General features: G+C 51.1%; 12 protein-coding genes, 1 tRNA gene and 1 pseudogene. 10 read left to right on the top strand and 4 right to left on the bottom strand.

Features of this window, described 5'->3' with window-relative positions; genetic code table 11:
* The 5 genes and pseudogenes from ACUTQW_RS10420 to ACUTQW_RS10400 form a co-directional block, all read left to right on the top strand.
* Window positions 1–792: a class I SAM-dependent methyltransferase gene (locus tag ACUTQW_RS10420; protein WP_081275707.1), complete on the top strand. Its 792-nt coding sequence runs from the start codon at window positions 1–3 to the stop codon at window positions 790–792.
* A complete protein-coding gene (locus ACUTQW_RS10415; RefSeq protein WP_064799147.1) occupies window positions 792–1,955 on the top strand; it encodes a diaminopimelate decarboxylase in 1,164 nt (387 codons plus the stop codon). The genes ACUTQW_RS10420 and ACUTQW_RS10415 overlap by 1 nt, the downstream gene beginning before the upstream one ends.
* Complete coding sequence (locus ACUTQW_RS10410; RefSeq protein ID WP_081275706.1) at window positions 1,933–2,493, top strand: GNAT family N-acetyltransferase; 561 nt, start codon at window positions 1,933–1,935, stop codon at window positions 2,491–2,493. The genes ACUTQW_RS10415 and ACUTQW_RS10410 overlap by 23 nt, the downstream gene beginning before the upstream one ends.
* 219 nt (window positions 2,494–2,712) lie before the next feature.
* The gene (locus tag ACUTQW_RS10405) at window positions 2,713–2,853 is read left to right on the top strand and encodes a transposase (protein WP_407821943.1); all 141 of its coding nucleotides are present in this window, start codon (window positions 2,713–2,715) and stop codon (window positions 2,851–2,853) included.
* Window positions 2,831–3,570 (top strand): annotated as a pseudogene (locus ACUTQW_RS10400) (IS3 family transposase); the annotation flags it as partial. The gene ACUTQW_RS10405 and the pseudogene ACUTQW_RS10400, both read left to right, overlap by 23 nt.
* 239 nt (window positions 3,571–3,809) lie before the next feature.
* On the opposite strand, the gene ACUTQW_RS10395 reads toward ACUTQW_RS10400, so the two are convergent.
* A tRNA-Phe gene (locus ACUTQW_RS10395) sits at window positions 3,810–3,885 on the bottom strand.
* Window positions 3,886–4,591: 706 nt separating this feature from the next.
* On the opposite strand from ACUTQW_RS10395, the gene speF reads away from it, so the two are divergent.
* On the top strand, window positions 4,592–6,754 hold the full coding sequence (speF, locus tag ACUTQW_RS10390) for an ornithine decarboxylase SpeF (protein WP_062868642.1): 2,163 nt from the start codon (window positions 4,592–4,594) through the stop codon (window positions 6,752–6,754).
* Window positions 6,755–6,809: 55 nt separating this feature from the next.
* On the opposite strand, the gene mltC is transcribed toward speF, so the two are convergent.
* The 3 genes from mltC to mutY are packed head-to-tail and all read right to left on the bottom strand — an operon-like array spanning window position 6,810 to window position 9,310.
* Window positions 6,810–7,886, bottom strand: coding sequence for a membrane-bound lytic murein transglycosylase MltC (gene mltC, locus ACUTQW_RS10385; protein WP_004948041.1), 1,077 nt, complete (start codon window positions 7,884–7,886; stop codon window positions 6,810–6,812).
* 54 nt (window positions 7,887–7,940) lie between these two features.
* Complete coding sequence (locus tag ACUTQW_RS10380) at window positions 7,941–8,213, bottom strand: oxidative damage protection protein (protein WP_004948040.1); 273 nt, start codon at window positions 8,211–8,213, stop codon at window positions 7,941–7,943.
* Window positions 8,210–9,310, bottom strand: coding sequence for an A/G-specific adenine glycosylase (mutY, locus tag ACUTQW_RS10375; protein ID WP_407821942.1), 1,101 nt, complete (start codon window positions 9,308–9,310; stop codon window positions 8,210–8,212). Before mutY ends, ACUTQW_RS10380 begins: the two co-directional genes overlap by 4 nt.
* A 176-nt stretch (window positions 9,311–9,486) precedes the next feature.
* On the opposite strand from mutY, the gene trmB reads away from it, so the two are divergent.
* The 4 genes from trmB (at window position 9,487) to ACUTQW_RS10355 (ending at window position 12,445) form a co-directional block, all read left to right on the top strand.
* The gene (gene trmB, locus ACUTQW_RS10370) at window positions 9,487–10,206 is read left to right on the top strand and encodes a tRNA (guanosine(46)-N7)-methyltransferase TrmB (protein WP_004948035.1); all 720 of its coding nucleotides are present in this window, start codon (window positions 9,487–9,489) and stop codon (window positions 10,204–10,206) included.
* Window positions 10,206–10,532 carry a YggL family protein gene (locus tag ACUTQW_RS10365; protein ID WP_004948032.1) on the top strand — a complete coding sequence of 109 codons (327 nt, stop codon included), beginning with the start codon at window positions 10,206–10,208 and terminating at the stop codon, window positions 10,530–10,532. The genes trmB and ACUTQW_RS10365 overlap by 1 nt, the downstream gene beginning before the upstream one ends.
* 242 nt (window positions 10,533–10,774) lie before the next feature.
* Window positions 10,775–11,698: a glutaminase B gene (gene glsB, locus ACUTQW_RS10360; RefSeq protein WP_065506855.1), complete on the top strand. Its 924-nt coding sequence runs from the start codon at window positions 10,775–10,777 to the stop codon at window positions 11,696–11,698.
* Window positions 11,699–11,728: 30 nt separating this feature from the next.
* Window positions 11,729–12,445, top strand: coding sequence for a YggN family protein (locus ACUTQW_RS10355; RefSeq protein WP_004948025.1), 717 nt, complete (start codon window positions 11,729–11,731; stop codon window positions 12,443–12,445).
* Window positions 12,446–12,517: the final 72 nt, after the last annotated feature.

Below are 12,517 nucleotides of genomic sequence, written 5' to 3'. Positions count from 1 at the left end.
ATGTCTACTAACAATATCAAAAATACTGATTTACTGAAATTATCCTATCCTGATTTCCTTGGCTTTTTTGGAGTGGACAACACTCCTCCAGGAGGAAACGTAACATTGGAAAGTTGGATAAAAAATAGCGAAATAAACAAGGAGTCTTATCTCCTTGATTTAGCGTGTTCAACAGGATTTTCATCAAGAAATATATCGTTAAAAACTGAATGCCGAGCAGATGGAATAGATATATCGCCTCCATCGATTGAATCAGCAAGTGCTTTAGCACTTAAAAATGGGATTGGTGCACGAGTAAAGTTTTCTGTTGCAAATGCGGAAAGCATTCCATTTTCTGATAACACATTCACTCATATTACTGCGGGCTGCTGTTTTGGCTTCATTTCTGATAAAGAGACAGCATTAAAAGAATGTCATAGAGTTTTGCGAAATAATGGGTATTTGTGCATATCACCTTTCTTTTATGAATTAACACCAGATAGTGAGCTAATTGATATGGTAGAAAAACATATAGGGTATCGTCCAGATACAAATAGAGATTATAATTATTGGTATAGGTTTTTCAGTGCACGATTTGATCTTATCAGTGAGGAGCTTTTTGATTTACCTATTTATACAGATGATGAGATCGAGTCAATTACACGAAAAGCTATATGTAGTAAGGAAAATTTCTTGATGTTAAGCCAAGAACAGCAACAAATTTCATTTGATAGATATTATAATACGCGTGTACTGCTCAATGAGCATGCTAAATATCAGTCAATTGCATTATGGACTATGAGAGCTAAATAATGGCTATTGAATTCAACGAATTAATACAAGTACACAATAAAGAAGATTATTATTACATTATAGATCTCGATTCTATCAGAAAAGCGACGCGCAAATTAAAATCTCATTGGGAGTATTATTTCCCTGAGTTGGAGGTTGCATACTCTTATAAAAGCAACAACTTATCAATGGTGACGAAGTCAATGCTTTTTGAGGGTTTGTCTGCCGAAACTGTATCGTTACACGAAATAAAACTTGCTTTGGATGATGGTTTCACAGGCGAGTGTATTTATTTTGATGGGCCAGTTAAACTAAATAATGAAATTGAGTTTGCCATATCAAAAGGTATTAAAATACAGTGTGATAACACTCTTGAGGTAGAGAGAGTTATACTCATTTCCAACCATATTAAAGTAAAGCCAAAAATATCATTCCGTCTAAGCACCGATTATAGATCGACGGGGTTGTCTCGTTTCGGAATGAGTCGGGATGAATTTCATGAGTCATTGTTGTTACTACAAGAAAATGGTCTTCATCTTTGCGGGCTTCACTTTCATTCAGGGTCAAATCTCACATCTCATGACTATCTGATAAAAGCATTGGAATATTATTCAAATGAAATCTCCAAGGTGAAAGATATCATACATTTTATCGATATTGGAGGAGGCTATCCTGCATCCACTGCAAATTGTGATGATGTTTTGGTCAATAATAATTATCCAAAGCGTGTACGCGAAGCACTTTTAAAACAAGGTATAGACATCAATAAGGTTAGTGTTGTAATTGAGCCTGGTAGGATCTTAACTGAAGATTATGGATATCTAATTTCCGGAATCGCCTCAGTAAAAGAGCGTAATGACATTAATATTATAACCATATCGGCACCAGGTACAAGTGTGAGATCTGCGCAGTATCATAATAATAGATTTGCTTTTATCATTCCTCAGAGAGAGGAATGCATTGAAACTAGCTTAGCTCATGTTTTTGGTTCTAATTGCTATGAGTCTGATATTATTGCGATAAACATGTCAATACCAGTTGATCTTTCTATTGATGATAAGGTGATAATATCATCATGTGGTAGTTATGATATAATGAATTCATCAAATTGGATTAGAAGCAAACCTAAGTTAATTGTTATCTCTAACGGGGAGTTCTTCCATGATAATTACAGATCTGCCTGAGCAACTTATTACGGGGCAAAAAGTAAAACTATTAGCTCCAGATGTTTCGTATTGCCATGATGTCTATGCACTTATTTCTAATTTTTCTAAAGTGCATTTTGAGTTCCTTTTATGGTCAAATTCAGAACACTCTATTGAGACCTGTTATAAAAATCTTGAAATTGCCTCTACTAATTTCAGGAATGACAAGGAAGAATACAGGTTCTTGATTTTTGATATTAAGTCAAATAATTTAGTTGGATGCATTAGCTTATTTATTGTAAATCCTATAATACCTTTTTATGAAATCGGTTATTGGGCTTCAAGTCAATTAATGGGTAAGGGGTTTGTTACAGAAGCCTGTATTTTAGTAAGAAACATTGCTTGTCATTATTTAAAGTGTCAAAGATTAGAGATAAAGATGGCTAGCAGGAACGTACGGAGTGCAAAAGTAGCTCTTCGTACAGGATTCCAGTTGGAGGCTAACCTGAGAAAGCATCGATTGGATGGCTTTGGTTATATTGATGATACTTGTATATATAGCTACCCAATCGAATAACATTTATCGTCAATCGAGTAAAATAATCATTAGTGTCGAACATATCTATCAGGTCGGAGATCTCTACATCTATAAATTAACACTTAAAAGAATGGTGCCGAGCTGCAAGTTCGTTAAATAATGATGGTCGGCATCTATTCCCTTAGCAGACCGAGCCAGTATGTAAGTATCCCGCTTAAACGACCCATTCACTTTTAGAGATCTTCCGACATACTGACTATGTCCCCTGAGGAGATCGCTATGCGCAAGATCCGATTCACTGAACACCAGATCATCGCCGTTCTGAAGTCCGTCGAAGCCGGACGCACTGTCAAAGATGTCTGCCGTGAGGCTGCTATACCAACCGGATACGCAACGTGATGAACCGGTGTCCAGGTGCTGACAGAGGTGGCCGAGCGCTATCCCCGCTACGGCTTTAAGAAGCTGTTTCAGGTGCTTCGTAGGCAGGGGCACGTCTGGAACCACAAGCGCGTACACCGAATTTACTGTCTGCTGAAAATGAATTTTCGTCGTAAGGGAAAACAGTGGCTGCCAGTGCGTAATCCAGCACCACTGGTGACGCCGCAAGCGTTAAACCAGAGCTGGTCCATCGATTTTATGCACGATGCGCTGGTCTGCGGCAGACGCTTCCGGACCTTCAATGTGGTGGATGATTTTAACCGTGAAGCGCTGGCGATAGAAATCGACTTTAATATCCCGGCTCAGCGAGTCGTCCGGGTGCTGGACAGGATCGTGGTAAACCGCGGCTACCTGCTGAAGATGCGGATGGACAACGGGCCAGAACTGGTCTCACTGGCGCTGGCACAATGGGCCGAAGAACATGGCGTGCAGCTCGAATTTATCAAGGCGGGTAAGCCAACACAGAACGCGTTTATCGAACGTTTTAACCGGACCTACTGGACAGAAATCCTGGATTTTTACCTGTTCAGAACACTGAATGAAGCACGAGAAATTACAGAGCGCTGGCTGATGGAATATAACAACGAGCGGCCTCATGAATCCCTGAACAACCTGACGCCTGAAGAGTGCCGGCTGATGGCTGAAAAACCGGAGCTCTCAAAAAGTGTGTGGAACTAAAGCTGGGATACTTACAGTTCGATGGAGAGTCCATACTCCAGAAAGCAAAAACCCAGCCATAGGCGGGTTCTTCTAAATAGGGTGCCCGGACTCGGACAACCGGCGCTTGCGCCGTGTTGAACAACGCTTCAGCGTTGGCCCGCAGGGTGAGGCCTTCAGGCCGAATAATCGAACTTGTTCGATGGAGAGTCCATACCCCAGAAAGCAAAAACCCAGCCATAGGCTGGGTTCTCTAAATATGGTGCCCGGACTCGGAATCGAACCAAGGACACGGGGATTTTCAATCCCCTGCTCTACCGACTGAGCTATCCGGGCAACGGGGCGCATTTAACCCTATTGGCTGGATATCGTCAATCGCTTTCTGTCACAAACCCGATCGGTTGCTCTTTTTTCATTCAATGGGGTGGGGCGCTTCCGGGCGTCTGCGTCGGCCTGCGGTAATAGATATGCAGAAAAGATGTGTATTTATACCGTTTTGATTTTACAGGTTTTTATTTTTATATGATAAATAACAATGAGTTATATAATGCCTACCTCAATAGGCAGTAACATAATTGTTACTTGAACCTCATAAAAAAACATGCAATCATTGCGCAAATTTTGGCACTCTACGTCCCCTAACGGTGTTTCCGCTTATTTAAGTCAGAGGATTACTGGCATGACTGGTTTTGTTACTCAAGCGCCACTGCGCACCAGACATCTGAAGATGCCATCACGCCGCCGTTACCTTTCCCGAACACAGTACGCCAAGAACGCCCTGCCGACCATGCGGTAAGGCATCTTCTGATGCTCGCTGTTAGGCATTATTAAAAATAGAGCTGCGGCTCTGATTTTACTGATGTCTATCGGACGCTGCCGATACCAGTCCCCGATAGCTGCCTGATGATCTCGCGATCATGAGTCGGTCACGGTTGCGCTTTATGCTGCAACGCCGGACATCACTTTGCCGGGATAACCTTTGTTATCTCATCGCCGTGCCCCGTGGCACCACCTCATCCTTAACCGTTTGAGAGTTAGCATTATGAAAGAATTGAAAATAGCGACAAGCGCCAGCCTGGTCGCCACGATTGAAACGCTGCGCCAGATTGTCCGCATTGAACAGACGGACTATACCGATGTGGCCGCGGTGGTGGTGTCGGTTGATGACGTTAACGCCGGTATTTTGGCGCAGTTGAAAGCCACCGGATTCGAGATCCCAACGTTTGTTGCTGTTGAAGGGGATGAACACCTTTCCCCGGACTACCTGCCGTTTATTACCGGCGTTTTTGCCCTGGCCGGCGCCAGCAAGGCGTTCTATATGGCGCAACTGGAAGCCGCTGCGGACGCCTACGAGCAGGCGCTGCTGCCGCCGTTTTTCAAAACGCTGAAGACCTATGTGGAAATGGAAAATTCCACCTTTGCCTGCCCGGGGCATCAGGGCGGGGAGTTTTTCCGCAAGCACCCGGCCGGCCGGAAGTTTTTCGAGTTCTACGGCGAAACGCTTTTCCGTTCCGACATGTGCAACGCCGACGTCAAGTTGGGCGACCTGCTGATCCACGAAGGTTCGGCCAAGGATGCGCAAAAGCATGCGGCGCGGGTCTTCAACGCCGATAAAACCTATTTCGTGCTCAACGGCACTTCGGCGGCCAACAAGGTGGTGACCAATGCGCTGCTGACCCGCGGCGATCTGGTGCTGTTCGATCGCAACAACCATAAATCCAACCACCATGGCGCGCTGATCCAGGCCGGGGCGACGCCGGTGTATCTGGAAACCGCGCGCAACCCGTTTGGCTTTATCGGCGGCATCGATTCGCGTTGTTTTGACGAGCGCTATCTGCGTGAGCAAATCCGTGAGGTGGCGCCGGAGAAGGCCAATGCGGCGCGGCCGTTCCGCCTGGCGATCATCCAGCTCGGTACCTACGATGGCACTATCTATAATGCGCGCCAGGTGATCGACACCATCGGCCATCTGTGCGATTACATCCTGTTTGACTCCGCCTGGGTGGGTTACGAAGGCTTTATCCCGATGCTGAAAGAGTGCTCGCCGCTGCTGCTGGAGCTCGATGAACTCGATCCGGGTATTTTTGTTACCCAGTCGGTGCATAAGCAGCAGGCCGGTTTCTCGCAGACCTCGCAGATCCACAAGAAAGACGATCACATCAAGGGCCAGAAGCGCCACTGTAACCACAAGCACCTTAATAACGCTTTCATGTTGCACGCCTCGACCAGCCCGTTCTACCCGCTGTTCGCCGCGCTGGACGTTAACGCCAAGATGCATGCCGGGGCCGCCGGCCGCCGCATGTGGATGGACTGCGTGAAGCTCGGTATCGAGACGCGCAAGCAACTGCTGGAACGTTGTTCGCAGCTGCGGCCGTTTATTCCGTTGCAGGTAGCGGGCAAGGCCTGGCAGGATTACGATACTGACCTGATCGCCAACGATGCCCGTTTCTTCAACTTTGTGCCGGGCGAGACATGGCACGGTTTTGAAGGCTATGCGCAGGACCAGTATCTGGTCGATCCGTGCAAGCTGCTGCTGACCACGCCGGGCATCGACGCGGCCACCGGCCAATACACCGAGTTCGGCGTGCCGGCCACCATTCTGGCCAACTTCCTGCGCGAGAACGGCATAGTGCCGGAGAAATGCGATCTTAACTCGATCCTGTTCCTGCTGACCCCGGCGGAAAATCCGGCCAAGATGGAGCACCTGGTCGATATGCTGGTGCAGTTCGAACGCTACGTGGAAGAAGACGCGCCGCTGAGCGAAGTATTGCCGACGGTGTACCGCAAGAACGAGCAGCGCTACCGCGGCTATACCATCCGCCAGCTGTGTCAGGAAATGCACGATCTGTACGTCAGCTTCGACGTTAAGCAACTGCAAAAAGAGATGTTCCGCAAGAACCATTTCCCGCAGGTGGTGATGAACCCGCAGGACGCCAACGTGGAGTTTATTCGCGACAACGTCGAGCTGGTGCCGATCGGCCAGGCCGAAGGGCGCATTGCGGCGGAAGGCGCGTTGCCGTACCCGCCGGGCGTGCTGTGCGTGGTGCCGGGGGAAGTGTGGGGCGGAGCGGTGCAGCGTTACTTCCTGGCGCTGGAAGACGGTATCAACCGTCTGCCGGGCTTCTCACCGGAGCTGCAGGGTGTGTATATCGAGAAAAAGGATCACGGCTGGAAACGCATTTTCGGTTATATGATCAAGCAATAAACAACAAGGGCCGGTTTGCACCGGCCCTTTTCATTGATAACAACCTCACCGCACGTTACTTCCTGCGATAACTCTTCTGCGCGTTGTTCACCTTCACCAGATAACGGCGTGACTCGCTGGCCGGGTGTTTGGTGGTCAGCGTCTGGTAAATGTCACCCGGCTGCATGCCGTTGATGATACTCACCGCACGGGTTCTGTCGCTGGAGAATACCCGCAACACGCTGCCTGCGCCGCCGTTATAGGCGGTGATCACCGCATAGCGGCGCGAGGTCGGGTTCTGAATGCCGGCCAGATAGTTGTTTTGCAGGATCGCCAGATAAGCGGTACCGGTGTCGATGTTGTTCTCCGGATCGAACAGGTAACTGCGGCTTGGCGTGCCCCATTTCCCGCGCATCTGGAATACGTCTTTACCGGCGGTGTGCTGCACAACCTGCATCAGGCCAAGCGCATCCGAACCGCTTACCGCATAGGGGTTAAAGCTGGATTCGGTTTGCATGATCGCCAGGATCAGCGACTCTTCCACACCGTATTTCTCCGACGCCTTGCGTACCATCGGCAGGTATTTGTGCGCACGCTGATCCAGGTGGTTTGGTACCAGCTGAATGGTGACCGAGTAAATCACGTGCAGGCCGGAGGTGCGTTTTTGCAGCTTGGTTTGCAGCAGATAGTCGGCAAAGTGCGCCGCACGCCATTCCCAACGGATCGGCGCGCCTTTGTTATCCAGCACCTGGCCGTACAGGAAGGGTTCTTTACTGATCTGGATATCGTTGACGTCGGAATAGAGATCGATTGAACCCGGATCGTCCCCCATCAGCAGGGTGCTGATGATAGCCTGGCGCAGGTGCGCGGCAGGATCGGTGGTGGCGATGGTTTCAATGGTAATCGCGCCAGAATCAAAGTTGATGTGGCTACGGGTTTCATACTGGTCAGTATATTTAACGTAATCTTTTGGCCCGGCGATCAGAACCTCGTTCAGACCCCAGATATTCTCGATGTTGTGGGCAAATTGGCCCATCAGGATCTCGAAGCCGTTAGTGTCTTTGACCCAGGCTTCGTTGACTTCGTCGGTTTTCTTGCCGGAACAGGAAATCAGCAATGGCGCTATTACTAGCAAAGCTAAAATTTTCTTCATCTTAAAGCCGTATACGAGAAGTTTTGGAAGGGCCAGCGCCTGGCCCCAACAGCATTATTCGCTCGGTGGCGTATAGCCTTCGATATGGACGTCGTGCCCTTCGAACAGGAATTTGACCATTTCGGCTTCCAGCAGTTTGCGGTCATCCACGTTCATCATGTTCAGTTTTTTCTCGTTGATCAGCATGGTCTGCTTTTTCATCCATTCGGCCCAGGCCTCTTTCGAGATCTCGTTATAGATGCGTTTGCCTATGTCCCCTGGATAAAGTTGGAAGTCCTGCCCTTCGGCATCGCGCTGCAAGAAGGTACAAAAAATGGTTCTGCTCATGCTAATTCCTCATCAATGGCGCTAGCGCCAAATAAACCCTGTTGGAGCGGGGAGTGTTTTGCCAACTGTTGCAACAGGCGGTCAACCGGCGCTGCCAGCCCGACGGCGGGCGGTTGCGCCAGGTTATACCAGAGACCGACCCCCTCATCCATACTGCCGCCGGCATCGTTCATTTCCAGCCACATTGGCACGATATCGAGATGAAAATGGCTGAAAGTATGGCGAAATGCGGTCAACTGCTCCAGGCGATTGCCTTTCAGACCGCGCTGTTGCAGCCAGAGTTCCATCTCTTCGCGTTCGCTGAACTGCGGGAAGCAAAACAGCCCCCCCCACAGCCCTACGGCCGGGCGCTGTTCCAGCCACGCCCGCTCGCCGCTTTGCAGCAATAAGAAGTAGGCGGTTTTTTCCGGCAGCGTCTGCTTCGGTTTTTTGCCGGGGTATTTTGCCCAACTGTGGTTAGCGTAAGCGATGCAGCCGGTATTAAGGGGGCACAGCTCGCATTTGGGTTTGGAGCGGGTGCAGACCATCGCCCCCAGATCCATCATCGCCTGATTGAACTGGCTGACGCCCTTGGCCGGGGTGACGTCTTCACTGATCCGCCACAGGCGGTTCTCTACGTCTTTCTTGCCCGGCCAGCCCTCAACCGCATAGCAGCGGGCCAGCACGCGCTTCACGTTGCCGTCGAGGATCGGATAGTGTTGACCGAGCGCCAGCGACAGCACCGCACCGGCGGTTGATCGGCCGATGCCGGGCAAAGCGGCGATTTCTTCAAAGGTTGTCGGGAACTCGCCGCCGTGCTGTGCGACAATGGTCTGCGCCGCCTTATGCAGGTTGCGCGCGCGGGCATAGTAGCCCAGGCCGGTCCACAGGTGCAGCACTTCGTCCAGCGGCGCGTCTGCCAAGGCGCGTACGTTGGGAAAGCGTGCCATAAAACGCTGAAAATAAGGAATAACGGTGGCAACCTGAGTTTGTTGCAACATGACCTCGGAGAGCCATACTTGATAGGCGGTCTTATCAAGCTGCCACGGCAGGGTTTTACGACCGTAACGCTGGTACCAGTCAAGCACTACCTGTGCGAACTGTTGTGCTTGCATCATAAGCAGATTCGATATCCGGCAGAAAATGAAGCGAGATTGCAGCATAGAGTCATGTTGCTGTAAACCGGAACTTTCCGACGTCGCACGGCAGGTATCAAGATGAACACTTGCTAAACCAAGGTATCTTTGCATAATGCGCGTTTCCCTAATTGGCAGCCAAACAGACAGAAAGCACTATGATTAATGACGTCATCTCCCCGGAATTTGATGAGAACGGCCGCGCGATGCGCCGTATCCGCAGTTTTGTCCGCCGCCAGGGGCGGTTGACCAAAGGCCAGCAGCACGCGCTGGACAACTATTGGCCGGTGATGGGCGTGGAGTATCAGGCTGAACCTGTCGATATCGCCGCACTGTTCGGGCGCGAAGCGCCGACCGTGCTGGAGATCGGTTTTGGCATGGGCGCCTCGCTGGTGACCATGGCGAGCAACAATCCGCAGCAGAACTTCCTGGGGATTGAGGTACATTCGCCGGGCGTGGGCGCTTGCCTGGCGGACGCCACTGAAGCGGAATTGAGCAACCTGCGCGTGATGTGTCACGATGCGGTTGAGGTGCTGGAGAATATGATCCCGGACGGATCGCTGGACATGGTGCAGCTGTTTTTCCCCGATCCGTGGCACAAAGCGCGCCACAACAAACGCCGCATCGTACAGACGCCGTTTGTTGAACTGGTGCGACGCAAACTGAAAGTCGGGGGCGTATTCCATATGGCCACCGACTGGCAACCTTATGCAGAACATATGTTAGAGGTTATGAACGGGATCTCAGGCTACCGTAATCTTTCCAGCGATAATGATTACGTGCCGCGTCCGGATTCACGCCCGCTGACAAAATTTGAATTACGCGGCCAGCGTCTGGGACATGGCGTTTGGGATTTGATGTTTGAGAGGAAAGAATAATGGCTAAGAACCGCAGTCGTCGTTTACGTAAAAAGTTACACATTGAAGAGTTTCAGGAGCTGGGTTTCTCCGTAGCATGGCGCTTTGCCGAAGGCACCGCGGTTGAGGATATCGACAGCACGCTGGACGCTTTCATCGACGAAGTGATTGAGCCGAATGGCCTGGCGTTTGACGGCAGCGGCTATCTGCAGTGGGAAGGGTTAATCTGCCTGCAAACCATCGGTCATTGCACCGACGAACAGCGTGAACTGGTCAAAAAATGGCTGGAAGCGCGCAAGCTGTCCGACGTTAAGGTCAGCGATCTGTTCGATATCTGGTGGGATTGATTTTACCGGCCCGATGAGTGCGGCATCGCGCCGTGCCATTCATTGATTTAAGGTGCCTTAACGGCACCTTAGACTGTGGATAACCCGCCGAAAAACGTGGTTTTCGCTGGGTTGGGGTAAAACAGAAAATCTGATTCTTTGTTTTTATTGGCACTCATAGCGCTGCTTTTAACTACAGAGAACTTTTTCAGCATTCTCAGGTGCCTTAACGGCACCTTTGTTTTGTCCGGAGTGTGACCGAGGTGGTAACGACATTGGATAACGCGTTGCTGGATGACATCCTGCAACAGGTGCGCCCGCTGATTGGCAAAGGGAAAGTGGCGGACTATATACCGGCGCTGGCGGAAGTGGCCGCCGACCGTCTGGCGATCGCCGTTTGCACCGTCGACGGCGAGATGTTCCAGGCCGGGGACGCCACGGAACGTTTCTCTATTCAGTCCATTTCCAAAGTGCTGAGCCTGACGCTGGCGCTGACGCGCTACCAGGAACACGAGATCTGGCAACGGGTCGGCAAAGAGCCTTCCGGCCTGCCGTTCAACTCGCTGTTGCAGTTGGAAATGGAACAGGGCAAGCCGCGCAATCCGTTTATCAATCCCGGCGCGCTGGTGGTGTGCGACATGCTGCAAACCCGGCTCAGCGCCCCTAAACAGCGGATGCTGGAAGTGGTGCGGCAACTGACCGGCGAAGACGATCTGGCCTATGATTCCCGCGTGGCGCGCTCCGAGTTCGAACACTCCGATCGCAACGCGGCGATAGCCTATTTGATGAAGTCGTTCGGCAACTTCGAAAACGACGTGCTCACCGTTTTGCAAACCTATTTCCACTACTGCGCGCTGCGCATGAGCTGCGTGGAGCTGGCGCGCAGCTTTGCCTATCTGGCCAATCACGGGCGCGACCTCAGTGGGCGCGAAGTGATAAGCCCGCTGCAAGCCCGCCAGATCAACGCGCTGATGATGACTAGCGGCATGTACGACGGCGCGGGGGAGTTCGCTTATCGGGTAGGCATGCCGGGCAAATCCGGCGTGGGCGGCGGCATTGTCGCTATCGTGCCCGATGAGCTGTCGATCGCCGTCTGGTCGCCGGAGCTGGATGCATCCGGTAACTCCCTGGCGGGAACTGCGGCGCTGGAACTGTTGTCTCAACGGATTAGCCGTTCGATTTTTTAATCCCACCACGGAAGTGAGTCAGGAGAAAATATGTTAAAGAAAACCGGGTTAGCCTTACTGCTGTTGACCGCTTCACAGGCGCATGCCGAATATCAGTGCAGCGTGAAACCTCAGGACGACGTGGTTATCAGCCCGCAAAACGTGCAGGTGACTGGCGCCAGCGGCAATCTGCAGATTTCGGCGGATGGCGATGTCACCCGTAACGGCCAGGCGCTGAGCCTCAACGACAGCCAGCGTCAGAAAGCTTTCAGTTACCAGAGTGCGCTACGCAAAGAACTGCCGTGGATCGACAAGGGCGCGCAGCAGCATCTGGAAAAAGCGCGGGTGGCGCTGGACAAGGTGATCGTGAAGGAACTGGGTAGCGACAGCAATGTGCGCAACCGCCTGACCACGCTGAACGACCAGCTTAAGCAGCAGATGAACCGCATTATCGAACACCGCAGCGACGGCCTGGCCTTCCACCACAAGGCGATCGACCAGGTTGAGCAGGATGGCCGCAACCTTGTGCAGCAAAGCATGGGCGGCGTGTTGCAAGACAGCCTGAACGAGATGGGCGTCAAGCAGGCCGCCAGCAGCGGCGGTAATCCGTTGCAGGCGATTATGGGCAACCTGGGTGGCCTGCAGAAGGCGATTCAGAACGAATGGAACAACCAGGAGCAGGATTTCCAGAACTTTGGTCACGACGTCTGCAACCGCGTTACCGGCCTGGAAACCCAGCGTAAAGACCTGCTTAACGCGTTGAAGTAACATTAGCTTTATCACTATCGGAGCGTTTTTTGACCTGCTGACGACTATCTGACAAACTGGCTAAACTATAAT

The sequence above is a fragment of the Serratia sp. TSA_7 genome, from assembly GCF_052692135.1.
The sequence above is the reverse complement of the archived record's forward strand: the minus strand, read 5'-3'. Positions and strand labels throughout refer to the sequence as shown.

Bases quoted from the DNA above. Each gene is read 5' to 3' on its own strand.
- mutY (WP_407821942.1), bottom strand. From the start codon at position 9,310: ATGATGCAAGCACAACAGTTCGCACAGGTAGTGCTTGACTGGTACCAG.
- speF (WP_062868642.1), top strand. From the start codon at position 4,592: ATGAAAGAATTGAAAATAGCGACAAGCGCCAGCCTGGTCGCCACGATT.
- trmB (WP_004948035.1), top strand. From the start codon at position 9,487: ATGATTAATGACGTCATCTCCCCGGAATTTGATGAGAACGGCCGCGCG.
- ACUTQW_RS10380 (WP_004948040.1), bottom strand. From the start codon at position 8,213: ATGAGCAGAACCATTTTTTGTACCTTCTTGCAGCGCGATGCCGAAGGG.
- ACUTQW_RS10365 (WP_004948032.1), top strand. From the start codon at position 10,206: ATGGCTAAGAACCGCAGTCGTCGTTTACGTAAAAAGTTACACATTGAA.
- ACUTQW_RS10410 (WP_081275706.1), top strand. From the start codon at position 1,933: ATGATAATTACAGATCTGCCTGAGCAACTTATTACGGGGCAAAAAGTA.
- ACUTQW_RS10405 (WP_407821943.1), top strand. From the start codon at position 2,713: ATGTCCCCTGAGGAGATCGCTATGCGCAAGATCCGATTCACTGAACAC.
- ACUTQW_RS10355 (WP_004948025.1), top strand. From the start codon at position 11,729: ATGTTAAAGAAAACCGGGTTAGCCTTACTGCTGTTGACCGCTTCACAG.
- ACUTQW_RS10415 (WP_064799147.1), top strand. From the start codon at position 792: ATGGCTATTGAATTCAACGAATTAATACAAGTACACAATAAAGAAGAT.
- ACUTQW_RS10420 (WP_081275707.1), top strand. From the start codon at position 1: ATGTCTACTAACAATATCAAAAATACTGATTTACTGAAATTATCCTAT.
- mltC (WP_004948041.1), bottom strand. From the start codon at position 7,886: ATGAAGAAAATTTTAGCTTTGCTAGTAATAGCGCCATTGCTGATTTCC.